This is a genomic window from Edaphobacter sp. (assembly GCF_035763405.1).
Classification (GTDB): domain Bacteria; phylum Acidobacteriota; class Terriglobia; order Terriglobales; family Acidobacteriaceae; genus Edaphobacter.
In genome coordinates, this window is record NZ_DASUBE010000066.1 from 40,257 (window position 1) to 55,569 (window position 15,313).

Consider the following 15,313-nt stretch of genomic DNA (forward strand, 5'->3'; position numbering starts at 1 on the left):
TGCTATTTTGAAATGAGATCGGGTGAAAATTGAAGTTTGAAGTTCAATCGCCAGCGTGTTAGCGTTACCAGGCACACAGCATGACAACGGCATCAAACATATCGGCAGAACTCGGCTGCATGCCCCGATCTGGCTTCTATGCGCATGTAGCAACCGACGTTGACGACCAGGCCCATAGCCTGACCGGGTGGCATCAGCTCTACGACCAGCTTGCGCCGGGGCGATTCAACGGGAGCATCCACGAGCTGTGGATCAACGGGATGCAGATCTTTCGGGAATCGACGAGCCATGTGCTGCGCCAGTCCTGCGTGGTTGACTCGGAGAGCTGGTGGTTTGGCATTCCGATGGAGCGGGCGGAGAGCTGCAAACTCGGCTCGTATTCGGTCGGCGAAAACACGGTTGCCATGAGGCCCGGTCTGTCGCAGTTTGAGCTGTTGACGCCGAACAACTTTGAAATCCTCGGCCTGGTAGTGCGCAGGAACGATCTCGAGCGGCACATCCGTGCGTTGAATCAGTCGAGCGTTCTGCCGCGTGCGATGCAGGACGAACTGCTCCGGGTCAGGCCGGGACAGAAACTTGGTTTGCAAAAACTCGTCCGGCAGATACTCGAACAGGCATCCCGCACTCCCGACATCGTTGTGAATCCCGCATCGACCGAGAGCATTCGCAACGCCGTGCTCGATGCGCTGGCCGATGTTTGCAGCTCGCATGAGACGACTGGCCGTGCGCCCTACCGGCAGATGAGCCACTACCGAATCGTGCGCGAGGTGCGGCAGCATCTTTTGCAAAATCAGGACGAGAGCATCACGGTCGTCGATCTCTGTCAGCAATTCCAGATAAGCCGCCGCACGTTGCAGTATGCGTTTCAGGATGTCATGGGGATGAGCCCGAATGCGTATCTGCGGACTCTGCGGCTCAATGGCGTGCGCCGCTGCCTGCGCGATCCCAACTCCGGCGTCACCTCGGTGCAGCAGGCTGCGGCGGACTGGGGCTTCTGGCACCTGAGCCAGTTCGCACGGGACTATCACGAGTTGTTTGGCGAGCTCCCTTCCGAGCGCCTGAAGCGCCGCCCCGCTTCATTTCTTAATACTCAGTAAAAAATCATAAAAAATATCTCGCTTTTGCCGAAATGAGATAACGGTTTTCGCGCTGGCTGACTATTCTGCACCTACATGGTGATGAGAAGTCCAGGTCAGTCGCGGCGCAACCCGTCCGTGCAGAGTCTCTACGGATGCCCTGTGTCAGTCTCATCCGGTTGTTTCACGTTTCTGCGAACCACTTTGTGAGCGAGGCTCTAGCTGAAAGGAACGTTATGCGATTAAAGGTAGGAGTTCGATTTCTCGTCCTGGTTGCTGCTGCGATGGCTGTGATCGCATATCCAGCAGTGGCCCAGTCGATCCAGGGCAGCATTATCGGTACAGTCCGCGATAAGAACCAGGCGATTGTCCCGAATGCCTCTGTAGTTCTGACCGATACCGACAAGGGTGTCACGCGCCATGCGGTCACCAATGCGGCCGGCGATTACCACTTCATCGATGTGCCCGCCGGCCATTACAAGGTGGAGATCTCTGTAGCGGGTTTCCAGGGATGGAAGTTCACCGGGCTTACGCTGTCTGTGCATCAGGATCTCCGCGTCGATGCGGTGCTGCAGGTCGGCGATGTGCAGCAGGAGGTGACTGTTGCCGCCAGTTCACAGCCGCCGATTAACACGGAAAGTGCATCGGTCAGTGCGGTATTCAACTCCACCAGTATTGCGAACCTGCCCACCAATACGCGCGCCAGTGCGGGCGGCACCAGTGCGCTAAACGTCGTGGGCGTGCTGCCTGGCGTGCAGAGCGACAACGGCACCAACGGTTCGTTCTCCTTGCAGGGTGGCCTGCCGTTCCAGAGCCAGATCTCGGTGGACGGCATCACGGTGCAGAGCGCGACCGGAAATAGCCCACTCGGCAATGCCTTCCCGTCCAGCGAATCGATCTCCGAACTGCGTGCCGACGGCGTGCAGAACGATGCGGAATACGGACAGCCCGGTGAGGTCACTGTAACCACGAAGGGGGGTACCAACACGATCCACGGCTCGCTCTTCTGGTATCACCAGAACGCGGCCTTCGATGCAATCCCTTACAACTATCCGATTACTCCGAAGAAGGGGAAGTTGGTGGCGAATACCTTCGGCGGCAGCTTTGGCGGTCCAGTCGTGATCCCGCACCTTTACAACGGGCGTGACCGTACCTTCATCTTTGGCACCTTCGAAGGATGGCGCCATCCCAGCTCATCAACGTATACGTACACGGTGCCCACCGCGGCAATGAAGAAGGGCGACTTTTCGAATTACCTCGCCACCGGCTTCTCCGGGAAACTGTACAACCCCTACACGGGCGGCACCTACGGCAACACGCTGCCAAGCGCAAGCATCAGTTCGATTGCGCAAAAGTTGATGCAGTTCTTCCCCGATCCCAACATTGGCGACACGAGCGTTTTCGACGACAACGGAAAGGCCAACTACCAGATCAACAAGAGCCAGGCGAAGAGCTCCAATCAGTTCGACGTGCGCGCTGACCAGTACTTTGGCAGCAATCAGAAGTTTCTGCTCTGGGGACGCTACACCTGGAAGAACCAGTCTTCGATCGACCCGCAGAAGTTGCTCGTTCCTGCCTCACAGGGCACCGGCAACTCGCGCGTGCTGAAGATCAGCGCGAACTATACCATCACTCCAAACCTGATCAACGAATTCAGCTACGGTTATACGCGGTACCAAAGCGGCGACGTCAATTCGTTCGACGGCAAGGCATTTACCAACAGTTTGGGTCTGAATGGGTTGCAGAACCTGTTCTACAACGGGCTGCCCGAGGTGGATTTTTCGAGCAGTCTGAGCAACTTCGACCCGGATCGCCTGAACTCAGTCTCGCAGTCCAATACCTACGACTACTACGACACCCTCTCCTGGTCGCGGGGCAAGCATCAGATGAAGTTCGGTGTGGACGTCCAGACCATCCAGGCGATCACCCCGCTGGGCTTTTCAGGAGCGGACAACTACGGTACCTTCGGATTCGCCAGCAACACCGGCGGCGGACTCTTCACGGGCGTGGACTTCGCCGATCTCCTCCTTGGTCTGCCGAACCAGACGTTCTATGACGTGGTAAGCCAGGACAACAACGGCAAGTCGGCTCACTATCATGTTTTCGCGCAGGACCAGTGGGCTGCCACTCCCTCGCTGGTTCTCTCTTACGGTATCCGGTATGAGCTGCATCCGAGCTACCACGACGTACACGGCGATATAGCCAATTTCGATCCTTCCTACGGAAAGAGCGGCGCGATCATTTATCCGGATGGATTTGGCAAACTGATCTCCCTGCCCTTCATGCAGAGCGCGAACGCCTGCCTGCCGTTCGGTTCCACTTCGGGCGCGACGCTCAACGGCGCGCCCTGCATGCCGGTCCTCTCGAATAGCCAGGCCGGCTACCCCACGGGCCTTAAGCACTATCCCAAGCTGCGCATTATGCCGCGCTTCGGTTTCGCCTGGCGTCCCTTCGGGAACGACAACACGGCGATCCGCGGAGGTTTCGGCATGTACAACATCACGCTGCTGGGCGGCAACTTCTACTCGCTCACCGGTACCGTCCAGGCGGACACGACACAATACTCCAATACCTATGACAGCCAGTCGCACGCGATTGGCTATCAGTGGCCAGCGATCTCTGCGGGTGCGGGCGAAGGAGGCTGCACCACCTGCTACGGCCACAACTATTTCGGTACTGCGAACAGCGTCAACTGGAAGGATCCTTATACCTACCAGTGGTCGTTGAGTGCGGATCGTTCACTGGGCCGTGGGTATGCAGTGAGGCTCTCCTATATCGGCTCACAGACGCAACACCTGGTCTATGCGCCGGACGAGAACACGTTGCCATTTTCCAGCACGGTCTCGGCGTACAACCAGCCGCTGAGCGCGCGCCGCTTCCCGAACTGGGGAGTCATCAACACCCGCGACACGGGAGCGTCCTCCAACTACCACTCCGGCCAGATCGAGGTATCGCACCACTACTCCGCGGGTCTGCAGCTCGACTCGATCTATACCTTCGCCAAAGCGTTGGCGAACAACCAGGGACCGGCAAGCAACAGCGGCTTCTCGGGAGAGACGGGCGGATCGCGCGCGACCTCCATTCTCCAGCCCAGCATCGACTATGGCAACGTGTACGGTACGCGCCGTCACCTGTGGAACACAACGATGGTCTATGACCTGCCCTTCGGTCGTAACCGCGCATTCGGCGGCGCCATGCCTCGGTTGGCAGACCTGGTCGTCGGCGGCTGGCAACTCTCAAACATCCTGCTGATCGAGACGGGCCCGTATCTTTCACCGTACTTCTCGAGCGGACAAGGCGACCCTTCCGGTACGGGTTCGGGCCTCAGCAGCGACGCCAACGGAAACTCTCTCACCGGCCGCTCGCAGTACCCGGACAAGGTTCGCGGTGTCTCGATGACGCCCTCGGGCCGTACCCGCCTGCACTGGCTGAACCCGGCAGGGTTGACCTGCCCCGGCGACCCGAACTGGATAGCTGGGCACCCCTGCACTACAGGTAACGGCAAAGGAGGAACGGCGCAGATTCTTCCCATCGGTCGCTTCGGCAACGCTGGCGCAGGATCGATTGAGGGGCCGGGATACTTCAACCTGTCCACTGGCCTGAGCAAGTCGTTCGTCATCACGGAGAGGATGAAGCTGCAACTACAGGGCACGTTCACCAATGTGTTGAACCATACAAACCTCAACAATCCGAACCTCAACATCAGCTCGGCAAAGTTCGGTCAGATAACCAGCGGACGGGACGCCCGGGGCGGGCAGATTTCGGCCCGCATCGATTTCTGATCGCCTTCCTCTTCCATGACACGAAGAGCTAACCATTGGGACAGACCGCATGAGGATGACGGTCTGTCCTTTTCCATGAAGATCAGCGTCTATAAAACCAGAGGCCTCGCGGCCTCCTTTCGCAAAGGTAAATTCTGATGGGCCATAGTAGAAGCAGGCGGGAATTCCTTCGGATAGCAGCAGCCTCTGCTGGTGTTGCAATGTTGCCTTCGGGCATTCGACGAGCATTGGCTATTCCGGCCAACCGGGTGACCGGCTCCATTCAGGACGTGGAACACGTCGTCATCCTCATGCAGGAGAACCGGTCCTTCGACCACTACTTCGGCACGCTGCGAGGCGTGCGCGGCTTCAACGATCCCCGTCCGCATATCTTCCCCGATGGAAAACCGGTCTGGTATCAGCCTTCCGCAACTGTTAAAACCAAACGATACCGCAGCCGCGGCCTGTCACCCCGGGCCGAGCACGTACTACCCTGGTATCTGAACCCCAAGAACACGACCGAGTATCAGGCGGGCACCGATCATGGATGGAGCAGCGGCCATCTCGCCTGGAACCACGGCAAGTACGATCAGTGGGTCAACCAGAAACAGGACGTCCTGACGATGGGGCACCTGAAGCGGCAGGATGTCAGCTTCCACTATGCGCTGGCCGATGCATTTACCCTCTGCGACTCCTACTTCTGCTCCGCGCACGCCAACACGGTCATTAACCGTATCTATCTGTGGACCGGCACCTGTGACGCGCGCAACGTGCTCGGCAAAAAGCCCAACGGCCCGGCTCTCGAAGAGCGTGGCAAGGTGAATGGATATACCTGGACCACTTATCCCGAGCGGCTTGAGGCCAATGGCATCAGTTGGCGGGTCTATCAAGGAGGCACCGGCATCCCAGGGACGCCGACTGACAATTACACCGACAACTCACTTGAATTTTTCGCACAGTATCAGGTCGAAGAGGGAGCCTCACCCACAAGCTCGCTGGTGCGTAACGGCGTCTCGACCCACACGCTCCGCGACCTGCGCCGCGATGTCGAGTCGAACCGCCTGCCTCAGGTCTCCTGGATCGTTGCGCCTTACAAATACTGCGAACACCCGGAAGCGTCGCCCACGCACGGCGCCTACTATATTAACCTCGTTCTCGAAGCACTCACCTCAAACCCCGAGGTCTGGAGCAAGACCGTCTTCCTCATTAACTACGATGAAAACGACGGCCTCTTCGACCACGTTGTTCCGCCCATGCCGCCCGCCACGCAGTCCGTGAAGGCGCAGGGACTTGTATCCGATGACCTGGCCGAGAGCCTGAAGGACGAGTTCGTCGATCTGGACAAATACAGCAGCGTGAAACATCCGCTGGTACCGGGAGCCGATCCCGGCGGTCTACAGCCTGTCGGTCTGGGGCCGCGTGTACCCATGTTCGTTATCTCCCCGTGGAGCACGGGCGGGTGGGTCTGCTCCGAGACCTTCGACCACACCTCAGTCCTCCGGTTCCTGGAGGCCCGCTTCGGCGTCCACGAGCCGAACATCAGCCAATGGCGCAGGTCAGTTTGCGGAGACCTGACCTCCGCCTTCGACTTTTCGAAATCCCCCGATACGCGCACCGTATCTTTTCCCGTACCGAAGCCTATCCAGTCTCGTCACAAACGGTACCGCGTTCCTGTGGCCCAGAAGATGCCGGTTCAGGAGCCGGGCGTTCGGCCTGCGCGCACTCTGCCCTACGAGTTCATGGCACAGTGCCGGATCGAAGAGGGCAAAGTCTGGGTCGATTTCCACAACACCGGCAAAACAGGCGCAGCCTTCTATATCTATAGCCGCAATACATCGAATACCCCAGATGCGCCGCCGCGCCGTTACGCAGTCTCCGCCGGACAATCCTTGTCAGACTATTGGGAGCCAACCGCTGGAGAGGTTGCCTATGACTTGTCCGTCTACGGCCCCAACGGCTACTTCGCCCACTTCCGGGGCGGCAGCAAACAGGTTGGGAGGCCGGAAGCCAGCGTTCGCCCCGACCGGCTTTCGGGCGATGTATATCTTACGCTTACCAATACAGGGACCTCGCCGTGCACTCTGTCGGCCGTCAATCGCTATGGGGGTGAAAACAGGCACTACGACCTTGCACCCGGAAAGGTCACCGAAGATCGCTGGCCCCTGGACGCCAGCGCAGGCTGGTTCGACCTGTCGATGACCAACCTGGAGGACGCACCAATGCTACGCCGGTTTGCAGGCCACGTCGAAACCAGCCGTCTGGCCACAAGCGACCCGGCTGTCTTTTCTTTGGCATAAACATTTAGACCCGTGGCAGCAAAGCTGGCCGAGTCGGAAGGCTCTCGCTTAGTGCTCGTAGGCCATCAGTTCCAGCCGAACAGGGGTCACACCCCTGCCGACCATCCGGAGCTGCTTTGCAGCCTCCATCGAGAGGTCGATGACGCGGTCATCGGGAACCGGCCCACGGTCCGTGATTGTCACAACGACCGACCGCTTGTTCCGTAGGTCGGTGACTTTGACCTTGCTCCCAAAGGGAAGCGTCCGGTGGGCGGCGGTAAGCTCATGCATATCAAAGGGACGACCGCTGGCCGTCTGGTGGCCTTGCAGCATCTTCCCGTACCAGCTTGCCAGTCCGCTCTTAATGCGGCGGACAACCCTGAGCCTCGGCGTCTGTGCAGCCACGTTGGCCAGGGAAGGCTCTTGATCGTGCCGGATGACAGTCGTCAGCGAGGTTCGTGCGAACACCGGGCTGGCGTCGCGGGCGAACGCAGCCATGACGACCATCGCCGCGATGGTGCAGGCGGTGCGGTACACGCCGGGCAGGGTTCGTCTCCGTTCTGTTCTGAGCGGTGCTTGCATACCCTTAAGTATATGAAAGTCCACCCAGATACGGGATATTTTAGAGGATAAAAATGACTGCCCTGCCACCACAGTCAGGGTGAGATGTCAACCGGGAAATGGCCGCCGTACGGACTCCGTATTGATGCCACAAACAGGCGAGCTAAGGCATTCCTCAAATAAAGCTAATCAATACAGCATATTACGAGGATTTAGGCGCAACTTAGGCAAACACCAGGCATTGCGGACGTGAAATAGAAAAACTTGCCCCCGGACTGCTGAGGTGGCCGGAGTGTATGTCCCGCGCAAATACGGAGATATTGTCCGTCTCCTGGTTTGCGACCAGAAGCCATTTTCCGGTCGGGTCGAGGGCAATGTGGCGTGGAAGCCGCCCGCCACAGGGGACACGACCGAGGATGGTCAGGGTCCCGTCCTTTGGCGAAATAGCGAACGTCATCAAGATTCCGTAAAACCGATCCGCAGCATAGGCAAACCGCCCCGAGGCGTCAAAAACGATCTCCGATCCTCCGGTCTTCCAGTGGTCGTGCGGCGCGGTAGCCATCGAGACGACCTGAACTGTCTTAAGCGACCCATGTTCGGGGTCCCAGTCCAGAACATCGACCGTCGATCCCATCTCGGTGACGCAGTAAGCCCAGCGGCCATTGGGGTGGAAGCGCAGAGCGCGGGGGCCAGCCCCCGGAGCAGATTTCCACACTGCGGGCTCGTTCGGCGTCACCTCAGCCGTTGCCGCGTCCAGGTGGTAGATGTGAATCTCGTCCTGGCCGAGATCGTTGACCAGCAGGAACCGGTTGTTGGGCGAAACCGTGACCCGGTGCGCGTGAGGCATCTCCTGTCGGCGTGCATTGGGTCCATGGCCGTGGTACTGCTCAAACCAGACGGCAGGGCTCAGATGTCCGTCAGGGCTGACCCGGAAGGAGGTGGCGCTGCCGCCGGCGTAGTTGGCTGCGAACACGGCTCGTCCAGTGTGATCGGTGGCGACGTGGCAGGTGCCCGGTCCTCCTGTGGCCGATTCACTGATCTTCATGAGCTTTGTATTTTTCCGGTCAAGCCGGTAGCTCGATACCGCGCCGCTGCTCTTGCCCTCGAATTCATCCAGCTCGTTGGCCACGAAGACGGTTTCGCGGTCGGGCCCCAGCGTGAGGAAGGTGGGGTTATCTGCCTCTGCCGCCAGCCCGACCTGCTTCAGATGACCGGTGACTGTGTCCAGGGTGTAGGCGTAGATGCCCTTGCTCGTCGCGGCCGTCTGCGTTCCAACAAGTAACAATTGATGTCCTCCCGGCGACTCTGCTCCGGCAAACAGTCCGGCTGACAATGCTGCTGAACTATAGAGAAACCTGCGTCTTGAAACAGGAGCCACACTCTTGTCCTTCGACAAATTGATTTTCCGCCCAACCAGTAGACAACAAATCGCTGCCCTTGCGCTAACGGCTTCGCAACATCGGGGTGATGCAACTGGTAACTACAACGTTTGGACACCAGCGTAGAGAAGAACGATGCCCGAGTTTTGAGTCGCATGTATGACATATCGTTGCGAGCGAGGCGAGGGCCACTGTGCCTTTAGCATCTGTGCAACTTTCGTGCAATACCTGAGCCAACTACAGCCGGTTACGGTGGTTACGAAAGTTCTGACGCGGTCATGCCGCGCACAAGGAACCGTATGACACCTCCCCGCTCCGCCGTAAAGCTGATTTCGTTCGTTCAGAGCCGTTTTTTTGGCGCTCTTATTCTTGTGGCGATGCTGATGACCCCCGCAGCCTGGGCCGTCACGTTGGCGACCACGACAACGCTGACCATCTCATCGACGTCGGTGCCATATAAGACGCCGATTACTTTGACCGCGACCGTCAAAGCCGGCGGGACTCCCGTCACGTCGGGTCTGGTGCTGTTCTGCGACGCGACGGCGACCTATTGCGAAAACAACTCCGCGCTGGGGGTCGCGCAACTGACCTCGCCCAACGCGACGGCGGTGGTCAAAATCGGCAGCGGTCCCATCGGTGTCCACAAATACAAAGCGGTTTTCAGGGCAAACAATCTTTATCAGACCAGCACGTCGAATACGGTCAGCTATTCGGTGACGGGGACATATGCCTCAACGACGACATTGGCAGCAACCGGATCGCCGGGTAGCTACTCGCTCAAAGCTGGAGTCGCCGGGGTCGGCTCGTTGTCCGCGGGGCCAACTGGCATCGTGTCCTTCATTGATACCAGCGCAGGCAACACAGTATTGGGAACTTCGACACTTCAGGTTTCAACGTTAAGCAATACCTTCGTTCAGTTGTCTCCATTTTCCATTGGAGGCGGCAACACGACGCTCAGGTCGGTCGCGCTGGAGTCGGCCTATCTGGATGGCGACAACAATCTGGACGTCGTGACCGGCGATGCGAAGCAGACGATCAGCGTACTGCTTGGCAATGGAGACGGAACGTTCAAGCCGAAGGTGAACTATACCGGATGCCCGGTGGGACGGGCCCTGAAGGTTGTGCTGGCGGACTTCAACCGTGACGGCGCTACCGACGTTGCCTTGGGTTGCTCCGATGGAACGAACGGCGGAGTCACCATCATCCTGGGCAACGGAGACGGAACGTTCCGCGCACCGGTGTCTTATTCGACCGGTGATGTGTTCGGCATTGCTGTCGGCGACTTCAACAATGATGGTCTGCTCGACATCGCCGTCTCTGACCAGTCTCAGAAAAATATCTCCATCCTCCTTGGCAACGGCGACGGCACGTTTACTGGAGGGACGACCATTTCGACGCCGTCCTCGTCTCACGGCATCGTGGTCGGCGATTTCAATGGAGACGGCAACGACGACGTCGCGTATGCAGTAGCCAGCTCAGGGTCCGGCAACCTTTCGGACTTATACGTCGCGCTGGGCAAGGGCGACGGAACATTTAATACGCCGACCAAAGTCGCCACCGCGATTGGCGAATTCCTGACCTCCGGCGACACAAACGCGGACAACATTCAGGACATCGTCTCGACCACCATTACCAAACCCGGCAGTGGCACCAACAACGTGGGCCAGAGCCTGTGGGTACTGCTCGGCAAGGGCAATGGAACCTTCCAGACCCCGGCGGTCTATACCTCCGATATTCCTTCGGACCCGCACCTGGCCGATGTCAACGGTGACGGAATTCCCGACATCATTGCTGGCGGCAGCTACGGCGCTCTGGTGTATCAGGGCAATGGCGACGGCACCTTCCAGCCGTATCAAGAGCCGGTCATCGGCGGTTTTTCGCTCACCTATGCGGTCAATGCGGGCGACTATAACAACGACGGTAACGCCGACCTGATCGGTACGGACGCCGATAGTCCTCAGGCTGCGGTGTCTCTCAGCCAGGTGCAACAGACCTCGGATGCTTCGGCTCTGACCGGTGTGGCTGTTCTGCCTCTGGGCAGCGGCGTCCACCAGGTGGATGCAAGCTACTCCGGCGACTCAATCTATATAGGAAGCGTGTCATCGCTGGTGCCGCTGACGGCAGCACCTGTGCCGACGACGTTGGCGTTGAGCGCGAATCCCGCAACGGCAACGCTGGCTGGTCAGCCCATCATCCTGACTGCGACTCTGAGCCCATACACCGTCACCGGACCACCGAGCACAACGACCAACGGCGAGACGGTCACCTTCTACAACGGTGGAGCCTCGCTTGGCACCGGCACGCTGAACAATGGCGTCGCCACATTGACAACGACCTCTCTGCCGGTCGGTTCCGATTCGCTGCAGGCGATCTTCCCAGGAGACTCGAACTATAAGCAGAGCAGCTCGAACACACTGGGTGTAACGGTCACGAACATTGTCCTCACGTCGTCGCTCAACCCGTCACAGTATTTGCAGTCGGTCACATTCACCGCGACGATTGGCGCAGGCAAATCCGGTAGTGTGAATTTTTACGACGGGACGACCCTGCTGGGAACAGTGGCGATCGCAGGCCCGTCCGTGTCGTTCACGACTTCATCGCTTTCGGTGGGGTCGCATGACATGACAGCGTCGTTCAACTCATCCACTTCGCCCATCCTCACGCAGGTGGTCAATAAAGCTGTTCCCACTGTTACCGTAGCAACCTCGGGGCCGAGCACGTATGGCCAGCCGGTGACGATTACGGCCACGGTTCCTTCAGGTCCTACGGGAACAATCACCATTACAAGCGGATCGACGACGCTGGGAACTGGGACGATCAGCGGCGGCGTGGTGACGGTGACAACCTCTTCGCTACCGGTTGGCAGCGATCCAATCACTGCGACGTATAACGGCGATGCGAACTATGCCACCGCTACAGGAACGACAACGCAAACCGTGGGCAAAGCGACCCCGACCGTAACCGTGACAACCTCGGGCCCGAGCAACTACGGCCAGCCCGTGACGATTACGGCGACCGTGACGACAGGCGCCACCGGCACCGTGACATTTACAAGCGGAGGCCAGACGTTGGGTTCCGGGACCATCTCCGGCGGAAAGGTGACGATCACAACCTCAACGCTGCCTGCAGGAACGGACACCATCACGGCCAGCTATGGCGGAGACACAACCTATAACCCGGCGACCGGAACCACGACTCAAACGGTCTCGCAGGTGTCCACGACGCTTGCGCTGACCTCATCGGTCAATCCATCCAACGTCGCGCAGGCGGTGACGTTCACCGCCACCCTTACGGCCGCCGACGCTACCGGCACAGTCACCTTCAAGAATGGCTCAACCGTCATTGGCACCGGTACCGTTGCCAATAAAGTTGCCACGGTGACTACCTCCACACTCCCCGCAGGCAGCGACACCATTACAGCGACGTACAACGGAGATACGAACTACAAAACCGCAACAGCCTCCATGGTCCAGACGGTCAACAAGGCAACCCCGACCGTCACCGTAACCACGTCCGGTCCGAGCAACTTTGGCTCATCGGTAACGATTACCGCGACCATCACCACCGGAGCCACGGGCACGATCACCTTTACGAGCGGCGGCTTGACGCTTGGGTCCGGAACAATCTCCGGCGGAAAAGTAACGATTACGACCACGGTGCTGCCGGTTGGGACCGACACCATTACGGCCTCGTATCCGGGAGATACCAACTACAATCCGGCCACGGGGACTACGACGCAGGTTGTCAGCAAGGGCGCCACGACGATGACGCTGACTTCGTCGCTCAACCCGTCCACCGTCGGACAGGCGGTGACGTTCACCGCGACGCTCCCATCGACTGCGACTGGAACCGTCACGTTCATGAACGGTGCAACGGCGCTGGGAACATCGACGCTGAACAATGGAGTTGCCACCGTCAGCACATCCACGCTGCCTGCCGGTAGCGACCCGATCACGGCAACCTACAGCGGAGACGCGAGCAACAACGCGGCGAATGCCAGCCTGACCCAGACGGTCAACAAAGCAACGCCAACCATGACGTTGACTTCGTCCGTCAATCCGTCGTCCATCAACCAGTCGGTTACGTTGATTGCGACGCTCCCCTTGACTGTTACCGGAACGGTGACGTTTACAAACGGATCCACCGTGATCGGAACGTCCAATGTCAATAATGGAAGTGCCGCGGTCACGACGTCCACATTGCCGGTAGGCAGCGACGCGATTACGGCAACTTACAGCGGAGACTCGAACAACAACACGGCGACCGCCACTCTGACCCAGACAGTCAACAGCACGCCGTCGACGATCACGTTGACCTCATCGCTGAATCCTTCGACCGTCAACCAGTCTGTCACTTTCACCGCAACCGTTCCTTCGGCAGCTACCGGAACCGTAACGTTCTCGAACGGGTCCACGGTGCTTGGAACGTCGAATGTGAACAACGGAACCGCGTCGGTCAGCACGTCAACCCTGCCGGTTGGCAGCGACACGATCACGGCAGCTTACAGCGGCAATTCCACGTATGCTGCCGGGACCGCGACCCTCGTCCAGACTGTGGATAAGACAACGCCGACGGTGACGGTGACGACCTCCGGACCCAGCACTTACGGCCAGCCCGTTACCATCACGACCACCCTGCCTCCGGGAACCACTGGCACCGTGACAGTGACCAGCGGCGGCACCACGCTGGGGACAGGCACCGTCACCTCAGGTGGCACGGTCACGATCACCACAACGACCCTGCCAGTTGGCTCCGATCCGATTACCGCCTCTTATAGCGGCGACAACAATAATAATCCCGCCACGGGAACGACCACGCAGACGGTCAACAAAGACACACCGGTACTGCCGGCGCCGGTGGCGACCCCGCCCAATCCTGTGGTTGGCACAACCGTGACGATCTCGGAGACGGTTCCTCCGGGAGTGTCCGGCCCCGTCACCTTCTATAACGGAAGCACTCCCATCGGCACGGCTCCAATCGTCGGCGGCGTTGCCACCATCACCACCAGCACGTTGCCCATCGGCCCGAACCAAATTACGGCCTCGACGCCGGGTGACGCGAACAACAACCCTGCCACGTCGCCTGCGGTCACGGTCACGGTCGGCAAGGCGGTGCCCACCATCGGGCTCACTTCGTCGTCGAACCCCTCGACGCCGGGCGCGCCGGTGACGTTCACCGCAACGGTCTACCCTGGTGCGACCGCTCCAGTCACCTTCTATGACGGCTCGACTGTACTCGGCACAGGCATACCGAACGCAGCAGGCGTTGCGACTCTCACCACGTCTGTGCTGAGTTCGGGATCGCACTCCATTACGGCAACCTATCCTGGCGATACCAATTACAGCTCGGCGACGTCTGCCCCGCTGCTGCAGGTCGTCGGTAAGGTCCCCACAACGATCACGATTACCGCAAGCAGCGCGGCCCAGTTGTTCAATAGCAAGGTCACATTTACGGCGGTCGTTACGGCACCCATCCCAACGCCGACCGGCACTGTCACCTTCTATGACGGCCAGACCCAGATTGGCATGGCCCCGCTGAGCACCAATGGCGTGGTCGTCTCGCTGACCGTCGGCAACGCGGCGTTCTCGACCTCGAGCCTTGCCACCGGAGACCATAAGATCACCGCCGTCTACTCGGGCGACACCATCTTCGACACAAGCACTTCTGCACCGCTCGACAACGTTGTCGAAGACTTCACGGTCGTCAACAGCGGCGCGGCGAGCCAATCAGTGTCCCCCGGCAAGAGCACGGCGTTCAACTTCAAGATCACCCCGGTTGGTTCGACGACGTTCGTCGATGCTGTGAATCTGGCTGTGACGGGCCTTCCTGAAGGCTCGACCTATACGCTGACCCCGACCTCCGCCGCAGCAGGAAGCGGCGAGACCGGCGTCGTCCTGACGGTGAAGACCAGCAGTTCGTTGACGGCAGAGAACCGCGTGCCGATCGACGGGCCGAACTCGCACGGTGGGCTGCCCATCGCGCTTGGAATGCTGGGCCTTGCCGGACTGGGCACGGTGCGCAAATTGAGGAAGAAGCTGCCGCGTCCGTTGCTGGTACTGCTGCTGATGATTGCGACGCTTTTGCCAATCGCCGCGCTCAGTGGCTGCGCCGGTGGCTACTTCGCTCTGGATCCTCATACCTACACTGTTACCTTGACCGGTACCGAGGGCTCAGTTCAACATTCCGCCACCGCAACCCTGGTCGTACAGTAGGAGAAATATGATGGACCTGCGACGGATTGTTCTATTCGCATTATTTGC

General features: G+C 59.4%; 6 protein-coding genes. 4 read left to right on the forward strand and 2 right to left on the reverse strand.

Annotation, left to right across the window (positions count from 1 at the left end):
* Positions 1–119: 119 nt before the first annotated feature.
* The 3 genes from VFU66_RS06575 to VFU66_RS06585 all read left to right on the forward strand — a co-directional run bounded on the left by VFU66_RS06575 (position 120) and on the right by VFU66_RS06585 (position 7,134).
* Complete coding sequence (locus tag VFU66_RS06575) at positions 120–1,097, forward strand: helix-turn-helix domain-containing protein (protein WP_326445444.1); 978 nt, start codon at positions 120–122, stop codon at positions 1,095–1,097.
* 215 nt (positions 1,098–1,312) lie between these two features.
* Entirely contained in the window at positions 1,313–4,858 is a 3,546-nt protein-coding gene (locus tag VFU66_RS06580) for an outer membrane beta-barrel protein (RefSeq protein ID WP_326445445.1), read from the forward strand.
* 137 nt (positions 4,859–4,995) lie between these two features.
* Positions 4,996–7,134, forward strand: coding sequence for a phosphocholine-specific phospholipase C (locus VFU66_RS06585; protein ID WP_326445446.1), 2,139 nt, complete (start codon positions 4,996–4,998; stop codon positions 7,132–7,134).
* 48 nt (positions 7,135–7,182) lie between these two features.
* Here VFU66_RS06585 and VFU66_RS06590 read toward each other — a convergent pair whose 3' ends face one another.
* Both VFU66_RS06590 and VFU66_RS06595 read right to left on the reverse strand, forming a co-directional pair.
* Complete coding sequence (locus tag VFU66_RS06590; RefSeq protein WP_326445447.1) at positions 7,183–7,650, reverse strand: septal ring lytic transglycosylase RlpA family protein; 468 nt, start codon at positions 7,648–7,650, stop codon at positions 7,183–7,185.
* 247 nt (positions 7,651–7,897) lie between these two features.
* Entirely contained in the window at positions 7,898–8,959 is a 1,062-nt protein-coding gene (locus VFU66_RS06595; RefSeq protein ID WP_326445448.1) for a lactonase family protein, read from the reverse strand.
* 393 nt (positions 8,960–9,352) lie between these two features.
* Between VFU66_RS06595 and VFU66_RS06600 the strand changes: the two genes are divergently transcribed.
* Positions 9,353–15,265 (forward strand): beta strand repeat-containing protein, encoded by a 5,913-nt coding sequence (locus VFU66_RS06600; protein WP_326445449.1) that lies wholly within the window; start codon positions 9,353–9,355, stop codon positions 15,263–15,265.
* Positions 15,266–15,313: the final 48 nt, after the last annotated feature.